At 66.1% G+C, this 21,881-nt stretch carries 19 protein-coding genes; 12 read left to right on the plus strand and 7 right to left on the minus strand.

The window, feature by feature from the left end; translation table 11 throughout:
* Positions 1 to 46: 46 nt before the first annotated feature.
* From cpaB to AXW83_RS20350, 7 genes are all read left to right on the plus strand, one after another.
* A complete protein-coding gene (gene cpaB / locus AXW83_RS20320) occupies positions 47 to 820 on the plus strand; it encodes a Flp pilus assembly protein CpaB (RefSeq protein WP_066616496.1) in 774 nt (257 codons plus the stop codon).
* On the plus strand, positions 817 to 2,268 hold the full coding sequence (locus AXW83_RS20325; RefSeq protein WP_066616502.1) for a type II and III secretion system protein family protein: 1,452 nt from the start codon (positions 817 to 819) through the stop codon (positions 2,266 to 2,268). The genes cpaB and AXW83_RS20325 overlap by 4 nt, the downstream gene beginning before the upstream one ends.
* Before the next feature lie 35 nt (positions 2,269 to 2,303).
* A complete protein-coding gene (locus AXW83_RS20330) occupies positions 2,304 to 3,047 on the plus strand; it encodes a CpaD family pilus assembly protein (protein WP_066616505.1) in 744 nt (247 codons plus the stop codon).
* The gene (locus AXW83_RS20335) at positions 3,047 to 4,306 is read left to right on the plus strand and encodes a CpaE/TadZ family protein (protein WP_066616507.1); all 1,260 of its coding nucleotides are present in this window, start codon (positions 3,047 to 3,049) and stop codon (positions 4,304 to 4,306) included. Before AXW83_RS20330 ends, AXW83_RS20335 begins: the two co-directional genes overlap by 1 nt.
* Before the next feature lie 94 nt (positions 4,307 to 4,400).
* The gene (locus tag AXW83_RS20340) at positions 4,401 to 5,849 is read left to right on the plus strand and encodes a CpaF family protein (RefSeq protein WP_066616509.1); all 1,449 of its coding nucleotides are present in this window, start codon (positions 4,401 to 4,403) and stop codon (positions 5,847 to 5,849) included.
* Between the two features lie 28 nt (positions 5,850 to 5,877).
* The gene (locus AXW83_RS20345) at positions 5,878 to 6,855 is read left to right on the plus strand and encodes a type II secretion system F family protein (RefSeq protein ID WP_156640239.1); all 978 of its coding nucleotides are present in this window, start codon (positions 5,878 to 5,880) and stop codon (positions 6,853 to 6,855) included.
* A 10-nt stretch (positions 6,856 to 6,865) separates the two neighbouring features.
* On the plus strand, positions 6,866 to 7,843 hold the full coding sequence (locus AXW83_RS20350; RefSeq protein ID WP_066616511.1) for a type II secretion system F family protein: 978 nt from the start codon (positions 6,866 to 6,868) through the stop codon (positions 7,841 to 7,843).
* Positions 7,844 to 7,859: 16 nt separating this feature from the next.
* Here the strand turns inward: AXW83_RS20350 and AXW83_RS20355 are convergent, their stop codons facing one another.
* The 3 genes from AXW83_RS20355 to AXW83_RS20365 all read right to left on the minus strand — a co-directional run bounded on the left by AXW83_RS20355 (position 7,860) and on the right by AXW83_RS20365 (position 12,761).
* Positions 7,860 to 9,164 (minus strand): O-antigen ligase family protein, encoded by a 1,305-nt coding sequence (locus tag AXW83_RS20355; protein WP_066616514.1) that lies wholly within the window; start codon positions 9,162 to 9,164, stop codon positions 7,860 to 7,862.
* Positions 9,161 to 11,605, minus strand: a complete 2,445-nt coding sequence (locus AXW83_RS20360) for an exopolysaccharide transport family protein (RefSeq protein WP_066616516.1) — start codon at positions 11,603 to 11,605, stop codon at positions 9,161 to 9,163. Before AXW83_RS20360 ends, AXW83_RS20355 begins: the two co-directional genes overlap by 4 nt.
* Before the next feature lie 100 nt (positions 11,606 to 11,705).
* Complete coding sequence (locus tag AXW83_RS20365; protein WP_066616519.1) at positions 11,706 to 12,761, minus strand: endo-1,4-beta-xylanase; 1,056 nt, start codon at positions 12,759 to 12,761, stop codon at positions 11,706 to 11,708.
* Between the two features lie 122 nt (positions 12,762 to 12,883).
* Here AXW83_RS20365 and AXW83_RS20370 point away from each other — a divergent pair, with 122 nt between their 5' ends.
* Positions 12,884 to 14,146, plus strand: a complete 1,263-nt coding sequence (locus tag AXW83_RS20370) for a lipopolysaccharide biosynthesis protein (protein WP_066616521.1) — start codon at positions 12,884 to 12,886, stop codon at positions 14,144 to 14,146.
* A gap of 15 nt (positions 14,147 to 14,161) precedes the next feature.
* Here AXW83_RS20370 and AXW83_RS20375 read toward each other — a convergent pair whose 3' ends face one another.
* Both AXW83_RS20375 and AXW83_RS20380 read right to left on the minus strand, forming a co-directional pair.
* Positions 14,162 to 15,055: a DUF6492 family protein gene (locus AXW83_RS20375; RefSeq protein ID WP_066616524.1), complete on the minus strand. Its 894-nt coding sequence runs from the start codon at positions 15,053 to 15,055 to the stop codon at positions 14,162 to 14,164.
* Positions 15,052 to 15,888, minus strand: coding sequence for a WecB/TagA/CpsF family glycosyltransferase (locus AXW83_RS20380; protein WP_236841726.1), 837 nt, complete (start codon positions 15,886 to 15,888; stop codon positions 15,052 to 15,054). Before AXW83_RS20380 ends, AXW83_RS20375 begins: the two co-directional genes overlap by 4 nt.
* Positions 15,889 to 16,231: 343 nt before the next feature.
* On the opposite strand from AXW83_RS20380, the gene AXW83_RS20385 reads away from it, so the two are divergent.
* Positions 16,232 to 16,978, plus strand: a complete 747-nt coding sequence (locus tag AXW83_RS20385) for an SDR family NAD(P)-dependent oxidoreductase (RefSeq protein WP_066616526.1) — start codon at positions 16,232 to 16,234, stop codon at positions 16,976 to 16,978.
* A 60-nt stretch (positions 16,979 to 17,038) separates the two neighbouring features.
* On the opposite strand, the gene AXW83_RS20390 is transcribed toward AXW83_RS20385, so the two are convergent.
* A complete protein-coding gene (locus AXW83_RS20390) occupies positions 17,039 to 17,416 on the minus strand; it encodes a glyoxalase superfamily protein (protein ID WP_066616529.1) in 378 nt (125 codons plus the stop codon).
* A 220-nt stretch (positions 17,417 to 17,636) separates the two neighbouring features.
* On the opposite strand from AXW83_RS20390, the gene AXW83_RS20395 reads away from it, so the two are divergent.
* From AXW83_RS20395 to AXW83_RS20405, 3 genes are all read left to right on the plus strand, one after another.
* Positions 17,637 to 18,896, plus strand: coding sequence for an allantoate amidohydrolase (locus AXW83_RS20395; RefSeq protein WP_066616530.1), 1,260 nt, complete (start codon positions 17,637 to 17,639; stop codon positions 18,894 to 18,896).
* 80 nt (positions 18,897 to 18,976) lie between these two features.
* Complete coding sequence (gene hemA / locus AXW83_RS20400; protein WP_066616531.1) at positions 18,977 to 20,188, plus strand: 5-aminolevulinate synthase; 1,212 nt, start codon at positions 18,977 to 18,979, stop codon at positions 20,186 to 20,188.
* Positions 20,189 to 20,274: 86 nt separating this feature from the next.
* Positions 20,275 to 21,165: an aldose epimerase family protein gene (locus AXW83_RS20405; protein ID WP_066616532.1), complete on the plus strand. Its 891-nt coding sequence runs from the start codon at positions 20,275 to 20,277 to the stop codon at positions 21,163 to 21,165.
* Positions 21,166 to 21,169: 4 nt separating this feature from the next.
* Here the strand turns inward: AXW83_RS20405 and AXW83_RS20410 are convergent, their stop codons facing one another.
* A complete protein-coding gene (locus AXW83_RS20410) occupies positions 21,170 to 21,802 on the minus strand; it encodes a L,D-transpeptidase (protein ID WP_082767282.1) in 633 nt (210 codons plus the stop codon).
* Positions 21,803 to 21,881 lie beyond the last annotated feature (79 nt).

The raw sequence follows: 21,881 nt of genomic DNA on the forward strand, positions 1-21,881 counted from the left end.
CCATCCCGGAGCAGAGCCGAGTGCTTTTGCCCGAGGATCGTCCGTCATGAGTCCCGCCCGCATCATCATTCTGGTCGTCGCGCTGGTCGCCGGTCTCGGCGCGGCTCTGCTGATGCAGCGACCGAGCGGGCCGGTGGCCTCGGCCCCACGCGAAGCGCTTCCCACTGTCCCGGTCCTGGTAGCCTCCGCCGATATCCCGGTCGGCAATACGGTCGCGGCGGGTGACGTCCGCTGGATCGACTGGCCTTTGGCGAGCGTCCCCGCAGGCGTCATCCGCAAGGACGAGGCGCCGGAGGCCGTGACCGAACTCTCCGGCCAGCTTGCACGTTTCGCCATTCTCGGCTCCGAGCCGGTCCGCCGCGAGAAGCTGATCAGGACGGACGGCACCGGCTTCCTGTCCGCCGTCTTGCCCGCCGGTCGGCGGGCCGTCGCCATCACCACAGACGCGCGCGGCGCCAACACCGCGGGTGGCTTCATTCTTCCAAACGACCGGGTCGACGTGATCCGCACCTTCCGCGAGGACAGCACGGGCGGCCAGTCGGAGAACTACCTGAGTGAGACAACGCTGACGAATGTCCGCGTGCTGGCGATCGGCCAGAACATTCAGGAGCGCAACGGCGAGAAGGTGGTCGTCGGCGAGACCGCGACGCTGGAACTCGACCCGCGCCAGGTTGAGGTCGTCGTGCAGGCGCAGAAGACCGGCGCGCTGTCGTTGGCCCTACGCAGCCTCAAGGATGCGGGCCAGGCCGGCAGGCCTTCGGAAGAAGGTGCCATGACGCTCGTACGTTACGGCGTCACCAGCAAGAGCGTGAAACAATGACCGTGCAGCGCATCGCGATTTCCGCCGCTCTGGCACTGCTGCTCGCAAGCCCGGCCGGCGCCCAGTCGACCGGGCCGGCGCCCGTGCTGAATGTCGGCTCCAGCGAACATGCCATCGCTCGCAAGCTCGATCTCTCGATCGGCCGCTCGCTCGTCGTTGAACTGCCGCGTGACGCCAAGGAGGTCTTCGTCGCCAATCCGAAGGTCGCCAACGCTGTCGTCCGCTCGGCCCGCAAGATCTTCATCATCGGCATCGCCGACGGCAGCACATCGATGTTCGTGATCGATGCCGAGGGCCGGCAGATCTCGGCACTCGAGATCGAGGTCGGGCGCGATCTCAACGTCCTGCGCCAGACTCTTCGCAGCGCGATGCCCAATGCCCGCATCGAGGTCAAGCCGGCGGGAACCTCGATCCTGCTCGTCGGCAGCGTCGCCAACGCGTCGGAAGCCACGCAGGCCGTCGACATCGCCAACGCCTTCGTCGGCGTCTCGGAGAAGTCCGAAACCAAGGGCGCGGTGATCAACTCCCTGACGGTTCGCGGCCGCGACCAGGTCATGGTCAAGGTCGTGGTCTCCGAGGTCTCCCGCAAGGCGATCAAGCAGCTCGGCATCAACTCGACGGGCGAGTGGAAGCTCGGCAACTTCTCGCTCAAACCTTCGCTCGACAATCCGCTGCCGCTATCGCCCCAGGCCCTGTCCACGACCGCGATCGCGGCAGGGATTGGCAACTCGACCAATTTCACCATGCGCGCCCTGGAACGCGCCGGCCTGTCGCGTGTCCTGGCCGAACCGACGGTGACGGCAATCTCGGGGGAGAGCGCGAAGTTCACCGCCGGCGGCGAAGTCCCCGTTCCGACCGGCTATACCTGCCAGGCGGTGGGTGGCTGTACGCTCGGCATCGCCTACAAGCCGATCGGCGTCTCGCTGAACTTCACACCGATCGTGCTGTCGGACAACAAGATCAGCATGCGCATCGCGACCGAGGTCACCGAACTCGATTTCGAGAATCAGCTCCGGCTGACCAATACCGGCATCGCCGGAACGTCGAACAACAATCAGGAAGTGGTCAACGCTCCTGCCTTCCGCGTCCGCAAGTCGGACACGACGGTCGAGCTGCCGTCAGGCGGCACGCTGGCGACGGCAGGTCTGATCCAGCGCGTCTCCAAGCAGTCGATCAACGGTCTGCCGGGCTTGATGAACATCCCGATCATCGGCGCGTTGTTTCGCTCCCGCGACTACCAGCGCGAGGAAACCGAGCTGATGATCACCGCGACGCCCTACATCGCCAAGCCGATCGAGCCGAACCAGATCCAGCGTCCTGACGACGGTTTCGTCGATGCGCATGACGCACAGACGATCCTGCTCGGGCGCCTGAACAAGATCTACGGAACCACCGGCGGACCAGCGCCGCAGGCCTATAAGGGCCGCGTCGGCTTCATCGCCGACTAACGGCATCCAGAACGCGCGTGAGGGATCGCCGAACCATGACATCTCAGGCAATGAACACGACAAGGCGCAAGCGCCGCTCAGTTTTGGCGGCGCTGTCGGTCGCGCTCATGCTCGGCGCTTGCGCCGGCAAGGGCGACGTCACCGGCTCGATCGTCTCCGAGGACGTACGGGAGCGGCACCCCATCGTGCTCCGCGATGCCCCGCGCACGCTGGACGTCTTCATCGGGCGCGCCGGGAGCGGGCTCGATCCGCGTCAAGCGGAAGACGTGACTCAATTTGCCCAGGAATACCGTCGCTCCGGTCGCGGCGGCCTCGTCGCGCAGGTACCCGCCGGCACGCGTCGCGACATTGCTGCCCATGACGCGCTGAACGGGATTCGCGCTGCGCTCGCCCGCAGCGGCGTCTCGCCGGCGCATCTCTCGGTCGCGACCTACCCCGTGCGGGATACGCTGCTGGCTTCGCCGATCCGGCTGACCTTCGCCTCGCTCCAGGCCGGCCTGCCGCATTCCTGCGGGCAATGGCCCGACGATGCCGGCGTCTCGAGCTACAAGCATGACGCGTCCAATGCGTCGCAATGGAATTTCGGCTGCGCCAGCCAGGCCATGCTCGCCGCCCAGGTCGCCGATCCCATTGATCTCGTGCGCGGCCGCAGCGAAGGCCGCGTCGACATGGTCAAGCGCATGAACGCCATCGCCAAGCTTCGAGAGGGCAAGGATCCCTCGACCCAGTACCGTCAGGAGCAGACCTCGATCAACTCCGCCGTCGGGGGTGGACGCTGATGGAGACCGACCAGGGCTTCGAGTCGACGGGGACTGCGGGCGATGGCGTTATCGCGCCTTTGCCGCGCATCACGCTGCAGGCCTATTGCGAGACGCCAGGCGTCGCCGCGACCATGCAGGCGGTCATCGCCGACCGGCGCATGGACAAGGCCCATGCGCGCATCCAGATGGGCGGCCCCGCGGCGGCCGTCGAGGCGTTCCGCTCGGCGCCCACGCCCAACATTATTCTGCTGGAGACCGTGTCCGAGCCGGCCGCCCTGGTCAGGCATCTCGACGCGCTGGCCGAGAGCTGCGATGCCGGCACCAAGGTCGTCGTCATCGGCCATGTCAACGACGTCCAGCTCTATCGCGACCTGATCCGGCGCGGCGTCAGCGAGTATCTGATCGCGCCGCTCGGCACGCTCGATGTCCTGCGCACGCTGTCGGAACTCTATGTCTCGCCCTCGGCCCGCAATCTCGGCCGCATCATCGCGGTGATGGGCGCCAAGGGCGGCGTCGGCGCCTCCACTGTCGCCCACAATGTCGCCTGGGCCATCGCCCGCAATCTCGACGCCTCGACGGTCATCGTCGATCTCGACATCCCCTTCGGCACCGCCGGCCTCGATTTCAATCAGGATCCGCCCCAAGGCGTTGCCGAGGCGGTGTTCGCGCCCGATCGGCTCGACGCCAATATGCTCGACCGGCTCTTGTCGCGCTGCAGCGACAACCTCGCACTTTTGGCGGCGCCGGCCATGCTCGACCGTACGGTCGATCTCTCCGAGGAGGCCTTCGACCAGCTCTTCGACCTGCTGCGTGCCAGCGTGCCCTGCGTCGTCCTGGACGTGCCCCATATCTGGAGTGCTTGGGTGCGTCGTGCTCTGATCAGCGCCGACGAGGTTGTGGTCGTCGCCGCGCCCGAGCTCGCCTCGCTCAGGAACGCCAAGAACCTGATCGATCTTGCCCGTGCCAACCGCCCCAACGATTCCGGTGCGAGGCTGGTGCTGAATCAGGTCGGAATGCCCAAGCGGCCCGAGATCGACGCGGCCGAATTTGCCAAGGCGCTCGGCGTCGAGGTGCTGACCTCGATCCCCTTCGACGCGCAGCTCTTCGGGACGGCCGCCAATAACGGCCAGATGATCGCCGAGGTGCAGTCGGGCGGGAAGATCAATGAAGCCTTCGTCCACATCGCCAGCACGGTGACCGGCCGTGGCGAGGCCAAGCGCAGCAAGCGAAGCCTGTTCGAGCCGCTCGTGGCTAAGCTTACGCGCAAGAAGGCCTGAGCGATGAGGCGCGCGTACAATCCGTCATTCCTGAGTTCCGGCTTCCGCCATCGGCCGCGACGGCCTGCCTTTGCGGCCGGGATGGGAGGGCGCCATGTTCGGTAAGCGATCCGCGACTGGCGCGGCCCCGGCCCTCGACCAGAGGGCCGAAAGCGCGCCAGTGCGCCAGTTCGAGGCCAAGCCGGCCGTTCAGGAGGCCCGCCGCGCGCCACCCCCGGCACCCATCGCGCCGGCCGAGATTCCGCGCTCGGAAGACTATTACCAGACCAAGAGCATGATCTTCGGCGCGCTGATCGAGGCGATCGACCTCTCGCAACTCGCCAAGCTCGACGGCGAATCGGCGCGCGAGGAAATCCGCGACATCATCAACGAGATCATCTCGCTGAAGAACGTCGTGCTCTCGATCTCCGAGCAGGAGGAACTGCTCGACGACATCTGCAACGACGTGCTCGGCTACGGTCCGCTCGAGCCGCTGCTGGCGCGCGACGACATCGCCGACATCATGGTCAACGGCGCGACGCGGACCTTCATCGAAGTCGCCGGCAAAATCACGCTGACCAACATCCGCTTCCGCGACAACGCGCAGCTGATGAACATCTGCCAGCGCATTGTCAGCCAGGTCGGTCGGCGCGTCGACGAGAGCTCGCCGATCTGCGACGCTCGCCTCGCCGACGGCTCGCGCGTCAACGTCATCGCCCCGCCTTTGGCGATCGACGGCCCCGCGCTCACCATCCGCAAGTTCAAGAAGGACAAGCTGACCCTCGATCAGCTGATGCGCTTCGGCGCGATCTCGCCGCCCGGCGCCGAGATACTGAAGATCATCGGCAAGGTCCGCTGCAATATCGTCATCTCGGGCGGCACGGGCTCGGGCAAGACGACGCTGCTGAACTGCCTGACCAACTATATCGAGCATGACGAGCGCGTCATCACCTGCGAGGACGCAGCCGAGCTGCAGCTCCAGCAGCCCCATGTCGTGCGTCTCGAGACCCGCCCGCCCAATCTCGAGGGTACCGGCTCCGTCACCATGCGCGATCTCGTCAAGAACTGCCTGCGCATGAGGCCCGAGCGGATCATCGTCGGCGAGGTGCGCGGACCCGAGGCCTTCGACCTGCTGCAGGCGATGAATACGGGCCATGACGGCTCGATGGGCACGCTCCACGCCAACACGCCGCGCGAATGTCTCAGCCGTATCGAATCGATGATCACCATGGGTGGCTTCAGCCTGCCCTCGAAGACGCTGCGCGAGATGATCTGCTCTTCGATCGACGTGATCATCCAGGCCCAGCGTATGCGTGACGGCTCGCGCCGCATCACCCACATCACCGAGGTGATGGGAATGGAAGGCGACATCATCACCACCCAGGATCTCATGACCTATGAGGTGCTCGGCGAGGACGCCGCAGGCAAGCTGATCGGCCGACACAAGTCGAGCGGCATCGGCCGGCCCCGCTTCTGGGAGCGCGCCCGCTATTACGGCGAGGAGCAGCGGCTGGCCGCCGCGCTCGATCAGCTCGCCGCGCAGGGTGCGCCCGATGCCGCCTGACGGCACCGGCTGAGGGGAGCGGCAGCCCATGGATATGAGCCTCATCGCCGTCATCGCGTTGGCCACTTTTGCGGCCGGCGGCGTCGTCTATGCGCTGTTCTACCCGATGCTCAGCGGCCAGTCCCGTGCCGAGAAGCGCCGCAAGGAGTTCTCGGCTCCCGTCGCCACGCGCATCCACGATCGCGAGGCCCAGACACGCGCCAAGCGCGGCCAGATCGCACAGAGCCTGAAGGAGATCGAGAGCCGGGAGAATCCTAAGGCCAAGGTCTCGCTTGAAACGCGTTTCCTGCAGGCCGGTTTGAATTGGAGCCGCCGCAGATACTACGTCGTCAGCGCCATCAGCGGCGTCGTCCTCGGTCTCGGCCTGCTCATCGGTACCGGCAACGTGATCTTCTTCTTCGTCGGCCTCTTCGTCGGCGGTCTGGGTCTCCCGTCCTGGTTCCTGAAGCGCCGCAAGGCGGGGCGCCTGAAGAAGTTCGCGCTCGAATTTCCCAATGCGATCGATATCGTCGTGCGCGGCATCAAGTCCGGCTTGCCGCTGAACGACTGCCTGCGCATCGTCGCCAGCGAGTCACCCGAGCCGGTCGGGTCAGAGTTCCGCATGATCATCGAGAGTCAGGCGCTTGGCCTGCCGCTGACCGAGGCGGCGGCCAAGCTGTTCGAGCGGATGCCCTGCGCGGAATCGAATTTTTTCGGCATCGTTCTGGCGATCCAGCAGAAGACCGGCGGCAACCTCTCGGAGACGCTCGGCAACCTGTCGCGGGTCATCCGCGAGCGCCGCAAGATGCGCGACAAGATCCAGGCGGTCTCGATGGAGGCCAAGGCCTCGGCCTGGATCATCGGCTCGCTGCCGGTGATTGTCGGCATCCTCGTCTATCTCAGTAACCCGCGATACATCGAGCTGCTCTGGCTCACCAGCGCCGGCAAGGTCGGCCTCGCCGTCAGCGCCGTCTGGATGCTGGTCGGCATCTTCGTCATGAAAAAAATGATCAACTTCAACATCTGAGGCGACACCGATGATCGACCTCATTGCATCCAAGCTAGCCGATACGCAGTTCCTGGTCTCGATGCTGGCGGCTATCGCCGCGGTGGCCACGGTGCTGACGCTGGCCATGCCGCTGCTGGAGGGCAACACCCTCGACAAGCGCATGAAGGATGTCGCCTTGGAGCGCGACAAGATCCGGGCGCGCGAGCGCGAAAGGCTCAACCGGCCCAAGGACAAGGTCACGCTGCGCTATGAGCCGAAGCAGTTCATGCGTCAGATCGTCGACCAGTTGAAGCTCGGCGACTGGCTCGGCACGGAGACCGCCAAGGAAAAACTCGCCATGGCCGGCTATCGTGGCCAGCAGGCCGAGATCGGCTTCCTGTTCTTCCGCCTGGTGACGCCGATCGGGCTGTTCTGCTTTGCCCTGTTCTATGTCTTCGTTATCAACAATTTCGGCCAGCCGCCGGCGATCCGCTTCGGCATCGCGATCGCTGGCGCCTATATCGGCATCAAGGCGCCGGAGGTTTTTCTCTCCAACCAGATCTCCAAGCGCCAGGCCTCGATGAAGCAGGCCTTCCCCGATGCGCTAGATCTGCTGTTGATCTGCGTCGAATCCGGCATGTCGATCGAACTCGCTTTCCGGAAGGTCTCAGGCGAGATCGGCAACCAGTCGGTCCCCCTGGCCGAGGAGTTCGGGCTGTGCACGGCCGAACTTTCCTATCTGGCAGAACGCCGACAGGCCTATGAGAACCTCGCCCGTCGCACCGGACTGGAAGGTGTGAAAGCGGTCTCCACGGCGCTGATCCAGGCCGAGCGCTATGGGACGGCGCTCGGCACCGCATTGCGCACCCTGGCGCAGGAAAGCCGCGACCAGCGCATGAACGAGGCCGAGAAAAAGGCCGCCGCGCTGCCGCCCAAGCTGACGGTGCCGATGATCTTGTTCTTCCTGCCGGTGCTGTTCGTCGTGATCCTGACGCCGGCATTGGTCCAGGTCTTCAAATGGAAGTGACGGATTGCGGCGGGCGCTACGGCGCGACCTTGTAGCTTGCCGTCAGCCTGAGCCCGATCACCGAGAGCAGCAGCGCGAACCAGACCGGATCGGCCCGGCGGAAGAAGAAGCTCTCCAGACAGGCCGAATAGATCGCAAACAGCCAGATCCGGAAGAACAGCTCGGCCATCGCCTTGTTCTCGACCGTGCGGATAACGCGGTGGTGGTCGCGTAGCGGCAGCAGGATCAGCACGAGGACCGCGATCGCAAGACCCGGAATGCCCAGTCCGATGACGAGATCGACATAGCCGTTATGGCCATGGACCATGCCCTGCGCGATGCCGGTCTCCTTCTCGCCGATCTCGGCATAGCGAACGAAATCGCTCTGCCAGAAGCCCTCGAATCCATAGCCGAAGATAGGCCTCAGCCAGAGACGATCGAGCGCGAAGCTCCAGATCTCGGTCCGGCCGGTGAAGGTCTGGCCGGGACTGACCGACTGCACGATCTCGTCCACCGGCTTGAACAGGACCGAGCCCACCGTCGCCGTCAGCAGGACCGCCAAAGGGCCGAGCGCGATCAGCGCCTTCAGCCACAGGCCGCGGATATGGGCGCAGGCGAGGCCGACCAGCACCACGAAGGGCCCAAGCCCCATCGAGGTCTTCGAGCCAGTGAAGAACAGGAAGGTCGCCGCCAGCAAGGTGATGACGAGGCCGAAGCGAAAAGAATAGGCGGTGGTGACGAAGATGCCGATCAGCATCATGATCACCATCATCGCGCCGGCGACGTTCTTGTGGTCGAACAGGCCACGCCAGGCGCCGGCATGTTCGGGTTCCAGCACGTCGCCGCCCGAATGGATCGCGATATCGGGATAGACCACAAGTCCGGCATAACAGATGAACAGCACGATCGATGCCGCTATGCCCATCAGCGCCGCGAAATGGCGTTGGCCCTGCGGCAGCAAAATGGCCGTTCCAGCGATCGTCAGCACCACCAGCGTGAAGCGAAAGGCCCGCATCGAGACATCCGGATTGGCCGATTGGAGCACACCGATCGTCATCCAGACGAGCAGCAACAGCCAGCTCGGCCGCAGATAGGCCTTGGCCGCCCGTCCGCCCGACTTGACCGCGCAGGCGATGCCGAGCACCGCCATCAGCGTGAAGCCGATCTGGTTGATGACGTTGCTGGAATTCTCGGCTTCGACCTCGTAGGAGCCCTTGAACGGCGCCAGCGAGACCCAGACCAGCAGCAGCGATGCAACGACGACGACGCTGCGTAGCCAGTAGCCGGGATCGGCGCTTGTTGCGCTCGTGCCCGTCCCATCGCCGAGGCCGGCTGCGCTCATAACGCTTCGTTGACGACGAAGCCGCGGATCTTGCTGGCATTCTCGCCCAGCGCCGTCTCGGCCTGTTCGAGGTCGCCGGCGGCGATCCCGCCTTCGCGCACGACCAGGATGATGTCGTCGACGGCGTCCGCGAAACCTTGCGAGAGGGCGTCGCCGCCGACCGTTCCGCCGTCGATCACGATCGGGCTGAAGCGGCGCGTCGCGCCGAGGAAATCTCGCCCGATCTGCTCGGCCGTGACCAGATCGACGCGGCCAGCCCGCGGCAGGAAGAACAGGCCGGTGCCTTCGTCCTGCAGAGCCGTCCGCACCACGCGGGCTGCCCCCGTGACGACGTCATGCAGGCCGAGCCGCGCCTCGGGCGCATAGACATGGGTCAGGCTGACCTCGCCCAGGCCCGCATCGACCAGCATCGCCGGCTGCCCCTCGCCGGCGGCATCGAGCGCAAGGTTGAGCGCCAGAGTCGAGGCGCCGGCGTGCGGCCGCAGGCCCACGACCAGGATACGGCGAGGCCCATCGGAACCAGACTGGCCCTCGAATGCCGCACGCACGGCATGGATAGCCTTGGCAAAGGCGGCGTTGGGTTTGTCCAGCACATCGACGAGGTACGCCTTGGACTGGAAGACCGAGCGCGCCTCGGCATCCTCGCGCCGCCAGCGCCGGTGCCGCACGGCCGGCAGCGTCGCGAGCAGCGGGACCGACATAGCCTGAAGCAATTCCGGAAGCTTGGCCGATTGCCCGCCCTCGATCGCGGCCAAGCGCCGCCAGCCGGATTTGCCGCTGGCGGGCTTGGGCATCGGCGGGTCTGCGGGCATGACCGGCGGCACGATGACCGCCTCCGGGGTAGGGCTGCTCGCTGGCGCAGCGGCCGGTATTTCGCTCACGGCGGCCTCGGTGACGGTGGCAGGCGTTTTGCGCCGCCGCCACAGCCGAAAGCCTCCGGTGTAGGTTCTTGTCTCCGGCTCGGCCGGTGTGCGCGCCGGCGTGGCGGCCAGCAGCGCCAGCCCGATAGCGATAGCGGCGCCGGTGCCCCCGCCGGCAAAACCGCCCATCAGGGCGACGGTGCGCCGGGTGATGCCGCTCTTCTCCAGCGGCGGCATGGCGGCGCTGATGATACGGGCATTGGTGGTATCGATGCCGGCAAGTTCGCCGGTCTCGCGGGCGCGGCGCAGGAAGGCGTCATAGACGACGCGGGAGGATTCGACCTCGCGCTCCAGCTCGCGCAGCTCGACCGAGGCGCGGCCGGCCGCATAATGCGCCCGGGTCAGCTGATCGACCCGCTGCGTGATCTGACGCTCGGCCTCGGCGGCGCGGTCAAATTCGGTCTTGGCGGCGCGGGCAATGCGCGAGAGCTCCTCGGCGATCTGACGCCGGGCGTCGCGTACCTGGGCCTGCGCCGCGGCAAGCGACGGGTGACGCGAACCCAGCGAGGCGAGCAGGTCGGCCTCCTTGTTCAGCGCCGCGCCGAGCTGCGAGCGCAGCGCCGTCATGGTGTTGGAGGCGACGGCCTCGGGCACCGCGCCGGCCTCGATGCTGGAGGGGCGGGTGGCCAGCGTCTGGTCGTATTTGGCCTTAGCCTCGGTCAGCCGGGTTCGTAGGGCCACGAGCTGGGCGTTGTTCAGTGCCAGCTGCTCCTCGCCGATCGACTTTCCGCCGACACCGACGATGTTGTTGGCTTCCTTGTATTTTTCGGCCTTCTCTTCGGCGATGCGCAGCCGGTTGCGCAGTTCTTCGAGGCGGCTGGTCAGCGCGCTGGTGGCGCGCTGGGCGGCGTCGGCACGGACCGTGGCCTGGTTTTCGAGATAGGAATTGGCCAGCGCATTGGCGATGCGGGCGGCCTTGGTCGCCTCGCGCGACGTCACCGCGATGTCGATGACGAAGGTCCGCTCGCCGCGCCGCACCGCGACGTTCTTGTCCAGCGCCGCCAGCGCATAGAGCTTGCCGTCATGCGGGGGAGCCCCGCTGCTCGGCAACAGGTCGGCGATCAGGCGGGCGAGACCGGTCTTGGGCGCCTGGCCGCCGAACTCGATATCGGTATCCAGTTTCTCGCTATCGACCACGAGCGATTTGATGCTGTCGGACGCGATGACGCGCGCCTGACTTTCCAGATAGCCCGTGATCGAGGTCGGATCGCCGCTGACGGCGTTGGGAGAAACCTCGTTCTGCAGCACGCGCAGGTCGCGCGGGTCGATGAAGAGCTGTGCGGTCGAAACATATTTCGGCGTGATCAGAAGGCTGGCGAGGCCGGCCAGCCCGATGCCGAGGATGGCGCAGAGCAGGATCAGCCCCTTGCGCCGCCACAGCGTCGAGATCAGCCAGGCCGGATCGGTCAGGCGGGAAAGCGGCGCGGGCTGGCCGGGCGCATCGTCGGCGCGCGTCGCCGCGGGAGCGCGACGCTCCTGATCGGGACTCCGCTCGGCCTTGGCGGTCTCGGTGGTGAACATCACGCTACGCTTCACTCTTCACACTCGGCCTGGGCGCGGGCGACGCCCGCGTCCGCTCGTTCTGGCGGCAGTCCTATCCCGCACGCGGCGGGTCTTTCGTTCAGCTTGCGCCCCGCCGGTAGCGGTTGAGCACGCTCATCATCGGCTTGGGCTTGTAGTCCACGTCCAGCGGCAGAGGGCGGGCCTTGGCGCCGTCCTTGCGGGGAAAGGTCTCGTCGATCCAGGTATGGCGGTCGCTCAGGCCCCAGGTCACGATCGCCTTGGGCTGGCGCACCGAGGCGACCGCATCGAGATAGGCCGAGACCAGGCTCGCGGCCGCCCGGTCGCGCGTGGCGGCGTCAGCGGGCAGCTTCCAGTCGATCACGTCGAGTTCGGTGATCTCGACCTCGACTTCGAGCGCGGCCAGATCGCGCATGAACTGCTGGATGCCGGGGCTGTCGATCGTCTTGTCGCCGTAGAGATGCGCCTGCATACCAAGTCCGTGGACCGGGATGCCCTTGTCCTTGAGGCGGCGGAGGATCGACAGCGCGACCTTGCGCCGCTCGGCGGTGCCGCCATCGGCCTCCTCGAAACTGAAATCGTTCAACACCAGCCGGGCCTTGGGGTCGATCCTGGCGGCCGTGCGGAAGGCGATCTCGATATGCTCGGGCCCGAGCAGGCGCTGCCAGATCGTATCGCGGAAGGGCCCGCCCTCGCGCGGATCGAACCTGATCGCCTCATTGACGACGTCCCAGGTCGCGATTTTGCCCTTGTAGCGGTCAACCACGACCTCGATATGGCCGATCAGCTCGCGTTCGGCCTCGGCCCGCGTGCTCAACGTCTTGGCCCAGGGCGGCAGCGCCTCGCCCCAGAGCAGCGTATGGCCCCGCAGCGCCTGCTTGTTGCTCGCTGCGAAGGCGACGAGTTCGTCGGCGCCGGAAAAGTCGAACGACGCCCGCTCGTGCCGCAACGCCTCCCATTTCAGGTCGTTCATCGGCACGACGATGTCGCAATGCGTCTTGAGCGCCTCGCGATAGCGCGGATCGTCACGAAACACGCCGATCTCGGCGGCGGAACCGAAAGCGATCGGCGCGCGGGCGGCCATAGCAGGGCAAGCGCCGATGCCGGCGACGGACAACCCTGCCGCGGCGGCGAGCGCCTGGCGCCGCGTCATCATCGCGAGGTCTCGATCCGGTTTCGGCGGTTGCATGGCTTTGGCACAGTTCCGTTTCGTTTAGGGTCGCTCAATGCCTCTGGACTATGGAACAGGCGAAGAGCGAACTGGCGCGGGCATGCGCCATGCCAGCGATCACCGCCATAACGGGTTTCAACTTGCCTGATCGCGCCGCCATCACAGCCTACCTTACGATCCTGAGCGGCTCCGCCGGCCGCCTCGTCATCTCCCTTGTGTACTTCCTCATCGTTGCGAATACGTTGACCCTCGGCGAATTCGGCCTTTTCGCCACCGCCTCTGCAACAGGCCTGATCCTGTCGCGCCTGCTCGCCTTCGGATTCGTCTCGCCGCTCTATCGCGTGGCGACCGTCAAGCCGCGCCTGCTCGGCACCTATCTGGCCGGTTTTGCCGGCTTCGGACTGGCTTCGCTGCCCGTGATCGCGCTGGTGGCGGGCCTGCTCTACCACCTGCTCTTCGCCGGGCGGCTCGCGATCCTGCCCTATTCGCTGATCATCCTCGCCGAGGTTCTGGGCTGGCGGCTGGTCGAGGTGGTCGCGATCGTCAACAACGGCCTGCGGCGCTTCCGCCAGTCGGCCATTCTCGTGATCCTGGGCTCGGCGCTGCGCACCGTCGCGGCGCTGGCCTTCTTCTGGCTCGGCCAGACCAGCCTGACGACCTGGATCTGGGCCTATCTCGGCGCCACGGCCCTGTCGGCCGCCATCGCGCTCGGCTTCTTCCTGCCGGCGGCCCGCTGGCGGCTGGTCTGGCGGCTCTATCCGCGCAGGCTCACGGATGCACTCTCGGCGGGCGCGGCCGATATCCTGTTCTACATCCAGGCCGAACTCGACAAGCTGCTTGTTCTGGCACTTGCCGGCGAGCGCACGGCCGGGCTCTACGCGATCGCGCTCAGGGTCGTCGATCTGACAGCGATGCCGGTGCGCAGCTTCAACCAGATGCTGGTCCAGAAGATCATGAAGGAGCGGCGGCTGGGAGGCGGCCTTCGCCGCCGCGCACTGGTGGAGGTCGCCATCACGGCGGTCTCGATCGGGGGGCTCGCCGCCATCATCCTGCTGTTGAAGCCCTGGCCCGGAGCGCTCGGGCGCAACGTTTCGGAGGCTGCCTATCTCTTCCTGCCGATGCTGGCGGTGCCGGCCTTCCGCAATCTCGTCGAGTATCATGCCGAGCTGCTCTATGCCCGCGAGCGCACGGGTTCACGCATCGCCCTGCTTTGCGCCGTAACCGCGCTGAAGGCTGCGCTCATGACCTGGGTGATGACCCATTTTGCCGCCGATGATGCGTGGGCGCTCTGGCTCAATGCCGTCTTCGGCGCGATCTACATCGTCTCGGCGTCGGTGACCTACCGGTTGCTCGGTCAAGTCACCCGTTGAAGCGTTCGCCCGGCGCTATTGCGCCTCGAACAGCGCCCGAAGCTGCGCTACCGGCTGGCCGATGAAGGATTGCACGCCGACGGCGACCTGCCCCTTCTCCAGCACCTCCTCGAAGGAGCGCAGGCTGGCGATGCCGTCGGCATCGCTGCCCCCCCAGTAGACCTTGCACAACTCGGCGCTTTCGGCGCGCTGTCCGGCTGCCGCGAGCCCGAGCACGCGCTCCGCAAAATAACCGTAGATGATATATTCCGAGAAGCCGCGCTTGGCCGCGATCGCCGAGACCCAGTCGCGCCCGCTGAGCTTTTCGATATGGGCGAGCAGCGCTAGCGCGGTCTCGCGCCGCCAGCTGATCAGATTGTTGATGTAGTCGGGACTCGGAAAGGCGGGCGGCGGCAGGCCGAGCAGTTCGGCTGCACCGCGGCACCAGCCCGCATGCTCGGCCATCTCGCTGGTGATGGCCGCGGGCTTGACGTAGAGCCGGACGCCGCCCTCATCGGCGAGGCTGGCCAGATCGAAGGGTCGCAGGAAGAGCATGTCGGAATCGGCGAAGAGGATGACGTCCTCCTCGGCCAGACGCGGCAGCGCGAGCTTGCGCAATTGTTGCGCGTGCCAGCCGCGCAGCGGCGGCACGCCTCGCAGCAATGCGCCCAGGCCCGTCCAGACGCGCCGCCTGCCGCGTGTGAAAGGGTCGGGCCACGCCTTGAGCCAGGACGGCAGCAGCGCCGATTCGGGGATCACCCGCCGTCTGGGGCCTTCCATCGTCCTGAACGCCTGCAGGTCGCGATCTTCGACCAGAATGTAATGCATGCGGTAGCCGGTGACGAAGCGGTCGATGCTCGCGCAGAGCAGACGGCAACGTTCGAGGTCGCCGGCATAGCTCGGCGTCGCGATGGCATAGCTGAGATTCATCCGGCAAGTTTGCGATGAAACAGGCGGAGTCTCAATATCCGCAGCAAAAAGACGGGGTTGCCGAAGATATAGCGCCGCCACAGCCGGCCGGGCTCGACCCAGAGTCGGTAGAGCCATTCCAGGCGCAACTCGCGGATGGGCTCCGGCGCCCGCGGGACATCGCCTGCGATGAAGTCGAACAGGGCGCCGACGCCGGCCGCGACCGTGCAGTGTTGGCCGCCGAGTTTCTCGGCGATGAAGCGCTCCTGTCGCGGGTTGCCCATGGCGACGAGCAGCAGATCGGCGGGGTCGGCATCGAGCCTCGACAGCATCGCGGCTTCTTCGTCGCCGGCGACGTAGCCGTGGCCGATGACGGTGAAGCGATGCTGGGGATGGTCCGCGGCAAAACGCTGGGCGGCCCGTTCTGCGACGCCCGGCTTACCGCCGAGCAGGGCCACGCGAAGTTGGCGTGACTGCGCCGCCAGGAAGAACGGGATAAAATCCGTCCCGTTCAGATTCGCCGGAAACCTGGCCCCATGCAGCAGCTTCGAGGCGAAATCGACGCCGACGCCGTCGGCCAGAACGAGAAATTGCGACAGCAGTTGCTGAAGCACAGGATCGTTCGCAGCAAGATTGACGATATGAGCGTTGCAGAAGGCGAGCTTGACGTGCCGATTTTTCGACAGCGCATCGTCCAGTTCGGCCAGTGCGGTCTCCTGGCGGAATACGGCGACGCCGATGCCGCCGATGTCGCGCTTGGCGATGTCGTAACGCCGTGCAGCATCCGCATTCGGCTCCGGGAGAGTCGAACTCGTCTTCTCCTGAAGCGCGAATGTCAGGGAGGCAGGTATCACCGTATGCTTTCCAGCGATCGATAGGATACGTCAGCCTCAGATAGCCGGTCAGATCAAGCTTAACTCCAAATGAAGGTGAACGAGCTATATCAAGATCCGGGACGGCACCTTGGTTTATGTCAGGTTAACTGGAATCATACGTTTCATTTCGTTACAATATGCCAGGGTGGCTGCGATTTGTATTGCATAGCGCGCCTCTCTTTGTTCCGAATTGGAACATGTCCGGATCCTTAGATCCCAGGACGCAGGCACTCGTCTGGCGCATGAAGGCTCTTTGAAAACCGATTCCCCGTTCCGACCGGCATGGTCTAGGCTGTTTCGAACATAAGGCTCGAGGGAATCCATGAACCAGATCGATCTGAACGGCCGCGTCGCCATCGTCACCGGCGGCGCACAGGGCATCGGCCGCGCCGTTGCCGCCCGCTTTGCCGAAAGCGGCGCAAGGGTTGCGATCTGGGATCTCGACGGCGATCTGGCGCGCAAGGCCGCAGCCGAGATCGGCGATGGCGCGAGCGGACTTGCGATCGACGTCACCGATGCGGTCGCCGTGAAGGCGGCGGCCGACGCGCTCGAAGCCGAAGCGGGCAGTATCGACATTCTGGTGACCAGTGCCGGCATCGCCGGGCCGAACCTCAAGACCTGGGAATACCCTCTCGACGAATGGGCCCGCGTCATGCGCCTCAATGTCGATGGCACGCTGCATTGCTGCCAGGCGGTCATTCCCGGCATGATCAAGCGCAACTACGGACGCCTCGTGCTCGTCGCCTCGATCGCCGGAAAGGAGGGCAATCCCAACGCCTCAGCCTATTCGGCCTCGAAGGCGGCGGTCATCGCGCTGACCAAATCGCTCGGCAAGGAACTGGCCACGCAGGACATTGCGGTCAACTGCATTACGCCTGCCGCGGCACGCACCCGCATCTTCGACCAGATGAGCGAAGAGCATATCGGCTACATGCTGGCCAAGATCCCGCGCGGGCGCTTCCTGCAGCCGGATGAGGTCGCATCGATGGTCGCCTTCCTGGCCTCGTCGGAGAACAGCTTCACCACCGGCGGCGTCTTCGACCTTTCGGGCGGCCGGGCGACCTATTGACGTCGTCGAACCCGGGAGCCGCGGGCCATCGGGCTCGCGGCTCCCCTGGATTCAGCTTTTCTACATGGCTTGGCCGACATCGATGCGATTGCCGTCGGGGTCGGCGAAGACGAAGGCGCGCAAGCCATAATCGTGGTCGCGCAGGCCCTTGATGATGCGCAGGCCCTCGCGCCGGCAGATCCCATGCAGCTCATCGACATCGTCGACGAGCAAATGCGCTACGTTGAACGGCGCTGCCTCGTGCGTCTTCTGCAGGGTCAGGTGCAGTTCCGCATCGTCGCGCTTCAGGATCATGAAGCCGACGGGATCGCCGTTTTCGAAGGTTTTTCGGAAGCCTAGAACCCTCGTGTAGAAGGCCTCTGCCTTGCCGATGTCGCGGACCGGGAGCATGGCGGCAATCCGTCCGAAGCGGATGCCGTGGTCGTTCTCATTCGTCATGTCTTGTGTCTCTCGAAAGCGAGGGAGCCACGCGGCCGGCGGTGCGGCTCGGATGGGCCTCTGCTTGGTTGGTCGATGAGAGACGGTGCTCCAAGGCGCTTCTAGCAAGAGGAAGCGCATCGCCGCCAGCGCCGCACGGCGGAAAAGACGGCTGTCGCGCCTTTTTCCGGCGCCGACCCCACTTCCCCCGCCGGTCGGGTTGGGCTTTAAACTTCGCGCCATGACCCAGACGCTTCCCTCCGCCGCCGTGCTCGGTGCACGCGCCTTCGCCGCGCTTCAGGGGCTCAATCGATTTACCGACGAACCCGGCAAGCTCACACGGCTCTATCTCTCGCCGGCGCACAGGCAGGCGGCGGAATGGACGAAGGGCGCGATGGAAGTGGCGGGCCTGACCGCCTTCATCGATGCGGCGGGCTCCGTCCAGGGTCGGCGCGAGGGTCCGGCGCCGGGCGGGCCGGCGGTGATGATCGGTTCGCATATCGACACGGTGAAGGACGCCGGCCGCTTCGACGGCAATCTCGGCGTCGTCGCCGGTATCCTGACCGCACAGGCGCTGCGCGACGCCGGGGTCGTGCTGCCCTTCGCTTTGGAAGTGGTGGCCTTCGGCGATGAGGAGACCGTGCGGTTCCCGACCTCGTTCTCGACCTCGAATGCGCTGGCGGGCGCCTATCGCGACGAATGGCTCGATGCGCGCGACTCCGATGGCATCACGGTGCGTGACGCACTTCTCGGTTTCGGCAGCGATCCCGCCGGCATCCCCGCGCTCGTCCGCAAGCCGGGCTCGATCCTGGCCTATCTTGAGGTGCATATCGAGCAGGGGCCGGTGCTGGAGGTCAACAACGAGCCGGTCGGCATCGTCACCGCGATCAATGCCCAGAAGCGTGCCCGCGTGCGCGTCACCGGCGAGGCGGGCCATGCCGGCACCGTGCCGATGAGCCTGCGCAAGGATGCCCTGACGGCCGCAGCCGAAATGGTCCTGGCGCTGGAGGCGATCGCCGCCGGCCATGAGAACGCCGTCGGTACGGTTGGTGTCCTGCGACCCGATCCCGGCGCCACCAATGTCGTGCCGGGCGCGGCCGAGTTCACCATCGATTACCGCAGCCCGCGCAACGATACGCTGGCGAGCATGGACGCAGCCATCACCACACGCTTTGCCGAGATCGCCACGCGCCGTGGCGTCGGGCTGACGATCACGCCCTATTCGCAGGACGACGCCACCCCGATGAACGAGGCGCTGCAGGCGGCCTTCGCCGCCGGCATTGCCCGCACCGGCTCGAATCTGAGCGCGCGGCGGCTGCCCTCGGGCGCCGGCCACGACGCGATGATGATGGCAAAGCTCTGCCCGGCGGCGATGCTCTTCGTCCGCAACGAGAAGGGCATCAGCCATTCGCCGCTGGAGAACATGACAGAGTCGGATGCCGGCATCGCGATCAAGGTGCTGCTGGAGACCGTGCTGGAACTGGCGCGCAATCACGGATAAAGGCCACCCCGCGACACCGCGTGCCGTTTCCGGCGCGGTCCCGGGTGTCTAGAACCGGTCGCATTCGCAGGAGGCTGCCGATGGATTTCGAGAACTTCTTCCGCAAGGAGCTCGACGGGCTGCACAAGGAAGGCCGGTACCGGGTCTTCGCCGATCTCGAACGCAAGGCCGGCCAGTTTCCGCGTGCGACCTGGCACGGCCCCGACGGCCCGCGCGACGTCACCGTCTGGTGCTCGAACGACTATCTCGGCATGGGCCAGCACCCGGACGTTCTCGCGGCCATGCACGAGGCGCTCGACGGCTGCGGCGCCGGCGCCGGCGGCACCCGCAACATCGGCGGCACCAATCACTACCACGTGCTGCTCGAGCGCGAGCTCGCCGACCTGCACGGCAAGGAGGCGGCGCTGCTGTTCAACTCCGGCTACATGTCGAACTGGGCCTCGCTCTCGACCTTCGCCGCGCGCATTCCCGGCTGCGTCGTGCTGACCGACGGGCTCAACCACGCCTCGATGATCGAGGGCATTCGCCACAGCAGAGCCGACAAGGTCGTCTTCGCGCATAACGATCCCGACGATCTGCGCCGCAAGCTGCAGGCGATCGATCCAGGCCGGCCCAAGCTGATCGCGTTCGAATCGGTCTACTCGATGGATGGCGACATCGCCCCGATCGCTGAATTCTGCGACATCGCCGACGCGTTCGGCGCGATGACCTATATCGACGAGGTCCATGCGGTGGGCCTGTACGGCCCGCGCGGCGGCGGCGTCAGCGAGCGCGACGGACTCGGCCATCGCCTTACGGTGATCGAGGGCACGCTCGCCAAGGGCTTCGGCATCATGGGCGGCTATATTGCCGCGTCGGCCGCGACCTGCGACTTCATTCGCAGCTTCGCCTCCGGCTTCATCTTCTCGACCGCCCTGCCGCCGGCGCTGGCGGCCGGCGCGCTCGCCTCGATCCGCCATCTCAAGACGAGCCAGGCCGAGCGCGCCGGCCAGCGCGATCGCGTCGCGGGGGTTCGTGCGCGGCTCGACACTGCCGGCATCCCGCATCTCCCCAATCCCAGCCATATCGTGCCGGTGATGGTCGGCGATCCGGTGCTGTGCAAGCGCATCAGCGACGAGTTGCTGGAGCGCTTCGACATCTATGTCCAGCCGATCAACTATCCGACCGTGCCGCGCGGCACCGAGCGCCTGCGCATCACGCCGTCGCCGCTGCATTCGGACGCCGACATCGACCACCTCATCGGCGCCTTGACCACGATCTGGGGACAGGTCGGGCTGAAACGCGCGGCTTAGGACGACCTGATACGGAATGCGCGGGCAGGGTCGCGACATCGTCGACAGGAACTTGCTCGCTATTCCCTGAGCCGAAAGAGACCCCGATGATCGAACTCGCCGCCGGACCGCTCTCCGCCCGCATCGTGCCCGAGGCCGGCGGCATCGTGACGGCGCTGGAATGGCGCGGGCCCGACGGCCGCGTCCATGAGCTGTTGCGTTCGCCCGAGGGCGTCGTTCCTTCGACATCCGTGCCCAACCCGTTCGGCACCTGGGCGATGGTTCCCTTCGCCAACCGCGCCTTCGGGGGCGTCGTCGACGATGGGCAACAGCGCTTTCTCGTGCCTGAGAACAACCTGCGCGGGGAGGGCAACATCCACGGCTTCGGCTGGCAGGCGGACTGGGAGGTGCTGCGGTACGACCGTGGCCATACCGTTCTGGAGCATCGCCGCAGCGGGGGCCCCGACCCCTATCGCTACCGGGCGCAGCAGGACATCAGACTCGAAGAAGCCGGTATGACCATTGAAATCTCCGTGACCAACGAGGCGGACCTGGCCCTACCTTATGGGATCGGCCATCATCCGTGGTTTCCCTGCGCCGCTGATACCAGGCTCGGTATGACCGCAAGGCGGGCGCTGGTTTTCGGCGAGGGTTTTCGCGCCGCGGGCTGCGCTCAGCTTTCCGAAGACGGCCCCTATGCCGCAGCGCCGGTCTTCGCGACGGGCTCGGAGTCAGCCTGGAGCTTTCTGGAGTGGGGCGGAACCGCCCGCATCGAGACGCCGTCGCAGGGGCTCGCCATCACGTTGACGGCGAGCGAAAGCCTGCGCTGCCCGGTCGTCTGGGCCCCGGCGGGCGCGGATTTTCTCTGCGTCGAGCCGCAAAGCCATGCGATCGGTTCGCCGAGCGAAGAAGTTGTGCGGGCGATATCGCCGCTGAAGCGGCTGGCTCCGGGCGAGACCCTGTCAGGCTGGCTGCGGATCGCGCCGGAGGCGATCTAAAGCCCTACCGCCAGGTCGGACCGGTCTGGTAGGGCTGGAAGCCGATCGCGCCAGCCGGCAGCGCCGGGCGCAGCAGGATTTGCTCGCGCGCGGCGTCCCAGTTGGGCGCCTTGCGCTGCTGGGCGATCGCGGCGCGCTCCTTGGCCTTTGCCTTGGCGAGCTTGGACTTGGTCCCGCCCGACGCCTTGGCGAACTGCGAGAGGCCGTCATGGGCAGAGCCGTTGAGCGCGATCCGGGTCTGGCCGGCCCCATGCTTCTTCACCAGTGCGAAGAATTTGGCCGCGTTGGTGGTGTGCAGGCGTATGCAGCCATGCGAGGCGGGACGGCCGAGCGCCCCGACCGCATTCGTGCCATGGATCGCATAGCCGCCGCGGAAGAACACCGCATAGGGCATCGCGCCGCCATATTTGCGGGAATACCAGCTCTTCTCCAGCCGGACCGGACGATACACGCCATTGGGAGAGCGGAAACCTTTGCGGCCCGACGAGATCGCCCAATTGTGGATCTCGCCGTCCGTCGTCGTCACCTGCATACGCTGGGCGGCGATATCGACGCGAACCTCGATGCCGGCCCGGGCGGAGGCACTGCCCAAGACAGACAGGAACAACACGGCCAGGATGCCGAATACGCGACGCATCACCACTCTCCGACAAACGCAACTGTTGCAACGATCACGGCGTTGTCGGGCGTAAAGGCTCCGCTGCCATTGCCATCAT

The sequence above is a fragment of the Bosea sp. PAMC 26642 genome (assembly GCF_001562255.1).
Classification (GTDB): Bacteria; Pseudomonadota; Alphaproteobacteria; order Rhizobiales; family Beijerinckiaceae; genus Allobosea.

Coding starts and splice junctions, on each gene's coding strand:
- AXW83_RS20360 (WP_066616516.1), bottom strand. CDS start 11,605: ATGTTCACCACCGAGACCGCCAAGGCCGAGCGGAGTCCCGATCAGGAG.
- cpaB (WP_066616496.1), top strand. CDS start 47: ATGAGTCCCGCCCGCATCATCATTCTGGTCGTCGCGCTGGTCGCCGGT.
- AXW83_RS20340 (WP_066616509.1), top strand. CDS start 4,401: ATGTTCGGTAAGCGATCCGCGACTGGCGCGGCCCCGGCCCTCGACCAG.
- AXW83_RS20335 (WP_066616507.1), top strand. CDS start 3,047: ATGGAGACCGACCAGGGCTTCGAGTCGACGGGGACTGCGGGCGATGGC.
- AXW83_RS20350 (WP_066616511.1), top strand. CDS start 6,866: ATGATCGACCTCATTGCATCCAAGCTAGCCGATACGCAGTTCCTGGTC.
- AXW83_RS20410 (WP_082767282.1), bottom strand. CDS start 21,802: ATGCGTCGCGTATTCGGCATCCTGGCCGTGTTGTTCCTGTCTGTCTTG.
- AXW83_RS20355 (WP_066616514.1), bottom strand. CDS start 9,164: ATGAGCGCAGCCGGCCTCGGCGATGGGACGGGCACGAGCGCAACAAGC.
- AXW83_RS20345 (WP_156640239.1), top strand. CDS start 5,878: ATGGATATGAGCCTCATCGCCGTCATCGCGTTGGCCACTTTTGCGGCC.
- AXW83_RS20365 (WP_066616519.1), bottom strand. CDS start 12,761: ATGATGACGCGGCGCCAGGCGCTCGCCGCCGCGGCAGGGTTGTCCGTC.
- AXW83_RS20325 (WP_066616502.1), top strand. CDS start 817: ATGACCGTGCAGCGCATCGCGATTTCCGCCGCTCTGGCACTGCTGCTC.
- AXW83_RS20405 (WP_066616532.1), top strand. CDS start 20,275: ATGATCGAACTCGCCGCCGGACCGCTCTCCGCCCGCATCGTGCCCGAG.
- AXW83_RS20390 (WP_066616529.1), bottom strand. CDS start 17,416: ATGACGAATGAGAACGACCACGGCATCCGCTTCGGACGGATTGCCGCC.
- AXW83_RS20330 (WP_066616505.1), top strand. CDS start 2,304: ATGACATCTCAGGCAATGAACACGACAAGGCGCAAGCGCCGCTCAGTT.
- AXW83_RS20370 (WP_066616521.1), top strand. CDS start 12,884: ATGCCAGCGATCACCGCCATAACGGGTTTCAACTTGCCTGATCGCGCC.
- hemA (WP_066616531.1), top strand. CDS start 18,977: ATGGATTTCGAGAACTTCTTCCGCAAGGAGCTCGACGGGCTGCACAAG.
- AXW83_RS20375 (WP_066616524.1), bottom strand. CDS start 15,055: ATGAATCTCAGCTATGCCATCGCGACGCCGAGCTATGCCGGCGACCTC.
- AXW83_RS20395 (WP_066616530.1), top strand. CDS start 17,637: ATGACCCAGACGCTTCCCTCCGCCGCCGTGCTCGGTGCACGCGCCTTC.
- AXW83_RS20385 (WP_066616526.1), top strand. CDS start 16,232: ATGAACCAGATCGATCTGAACGGCCGCGTCGCCATCGTCACCGGCGGC.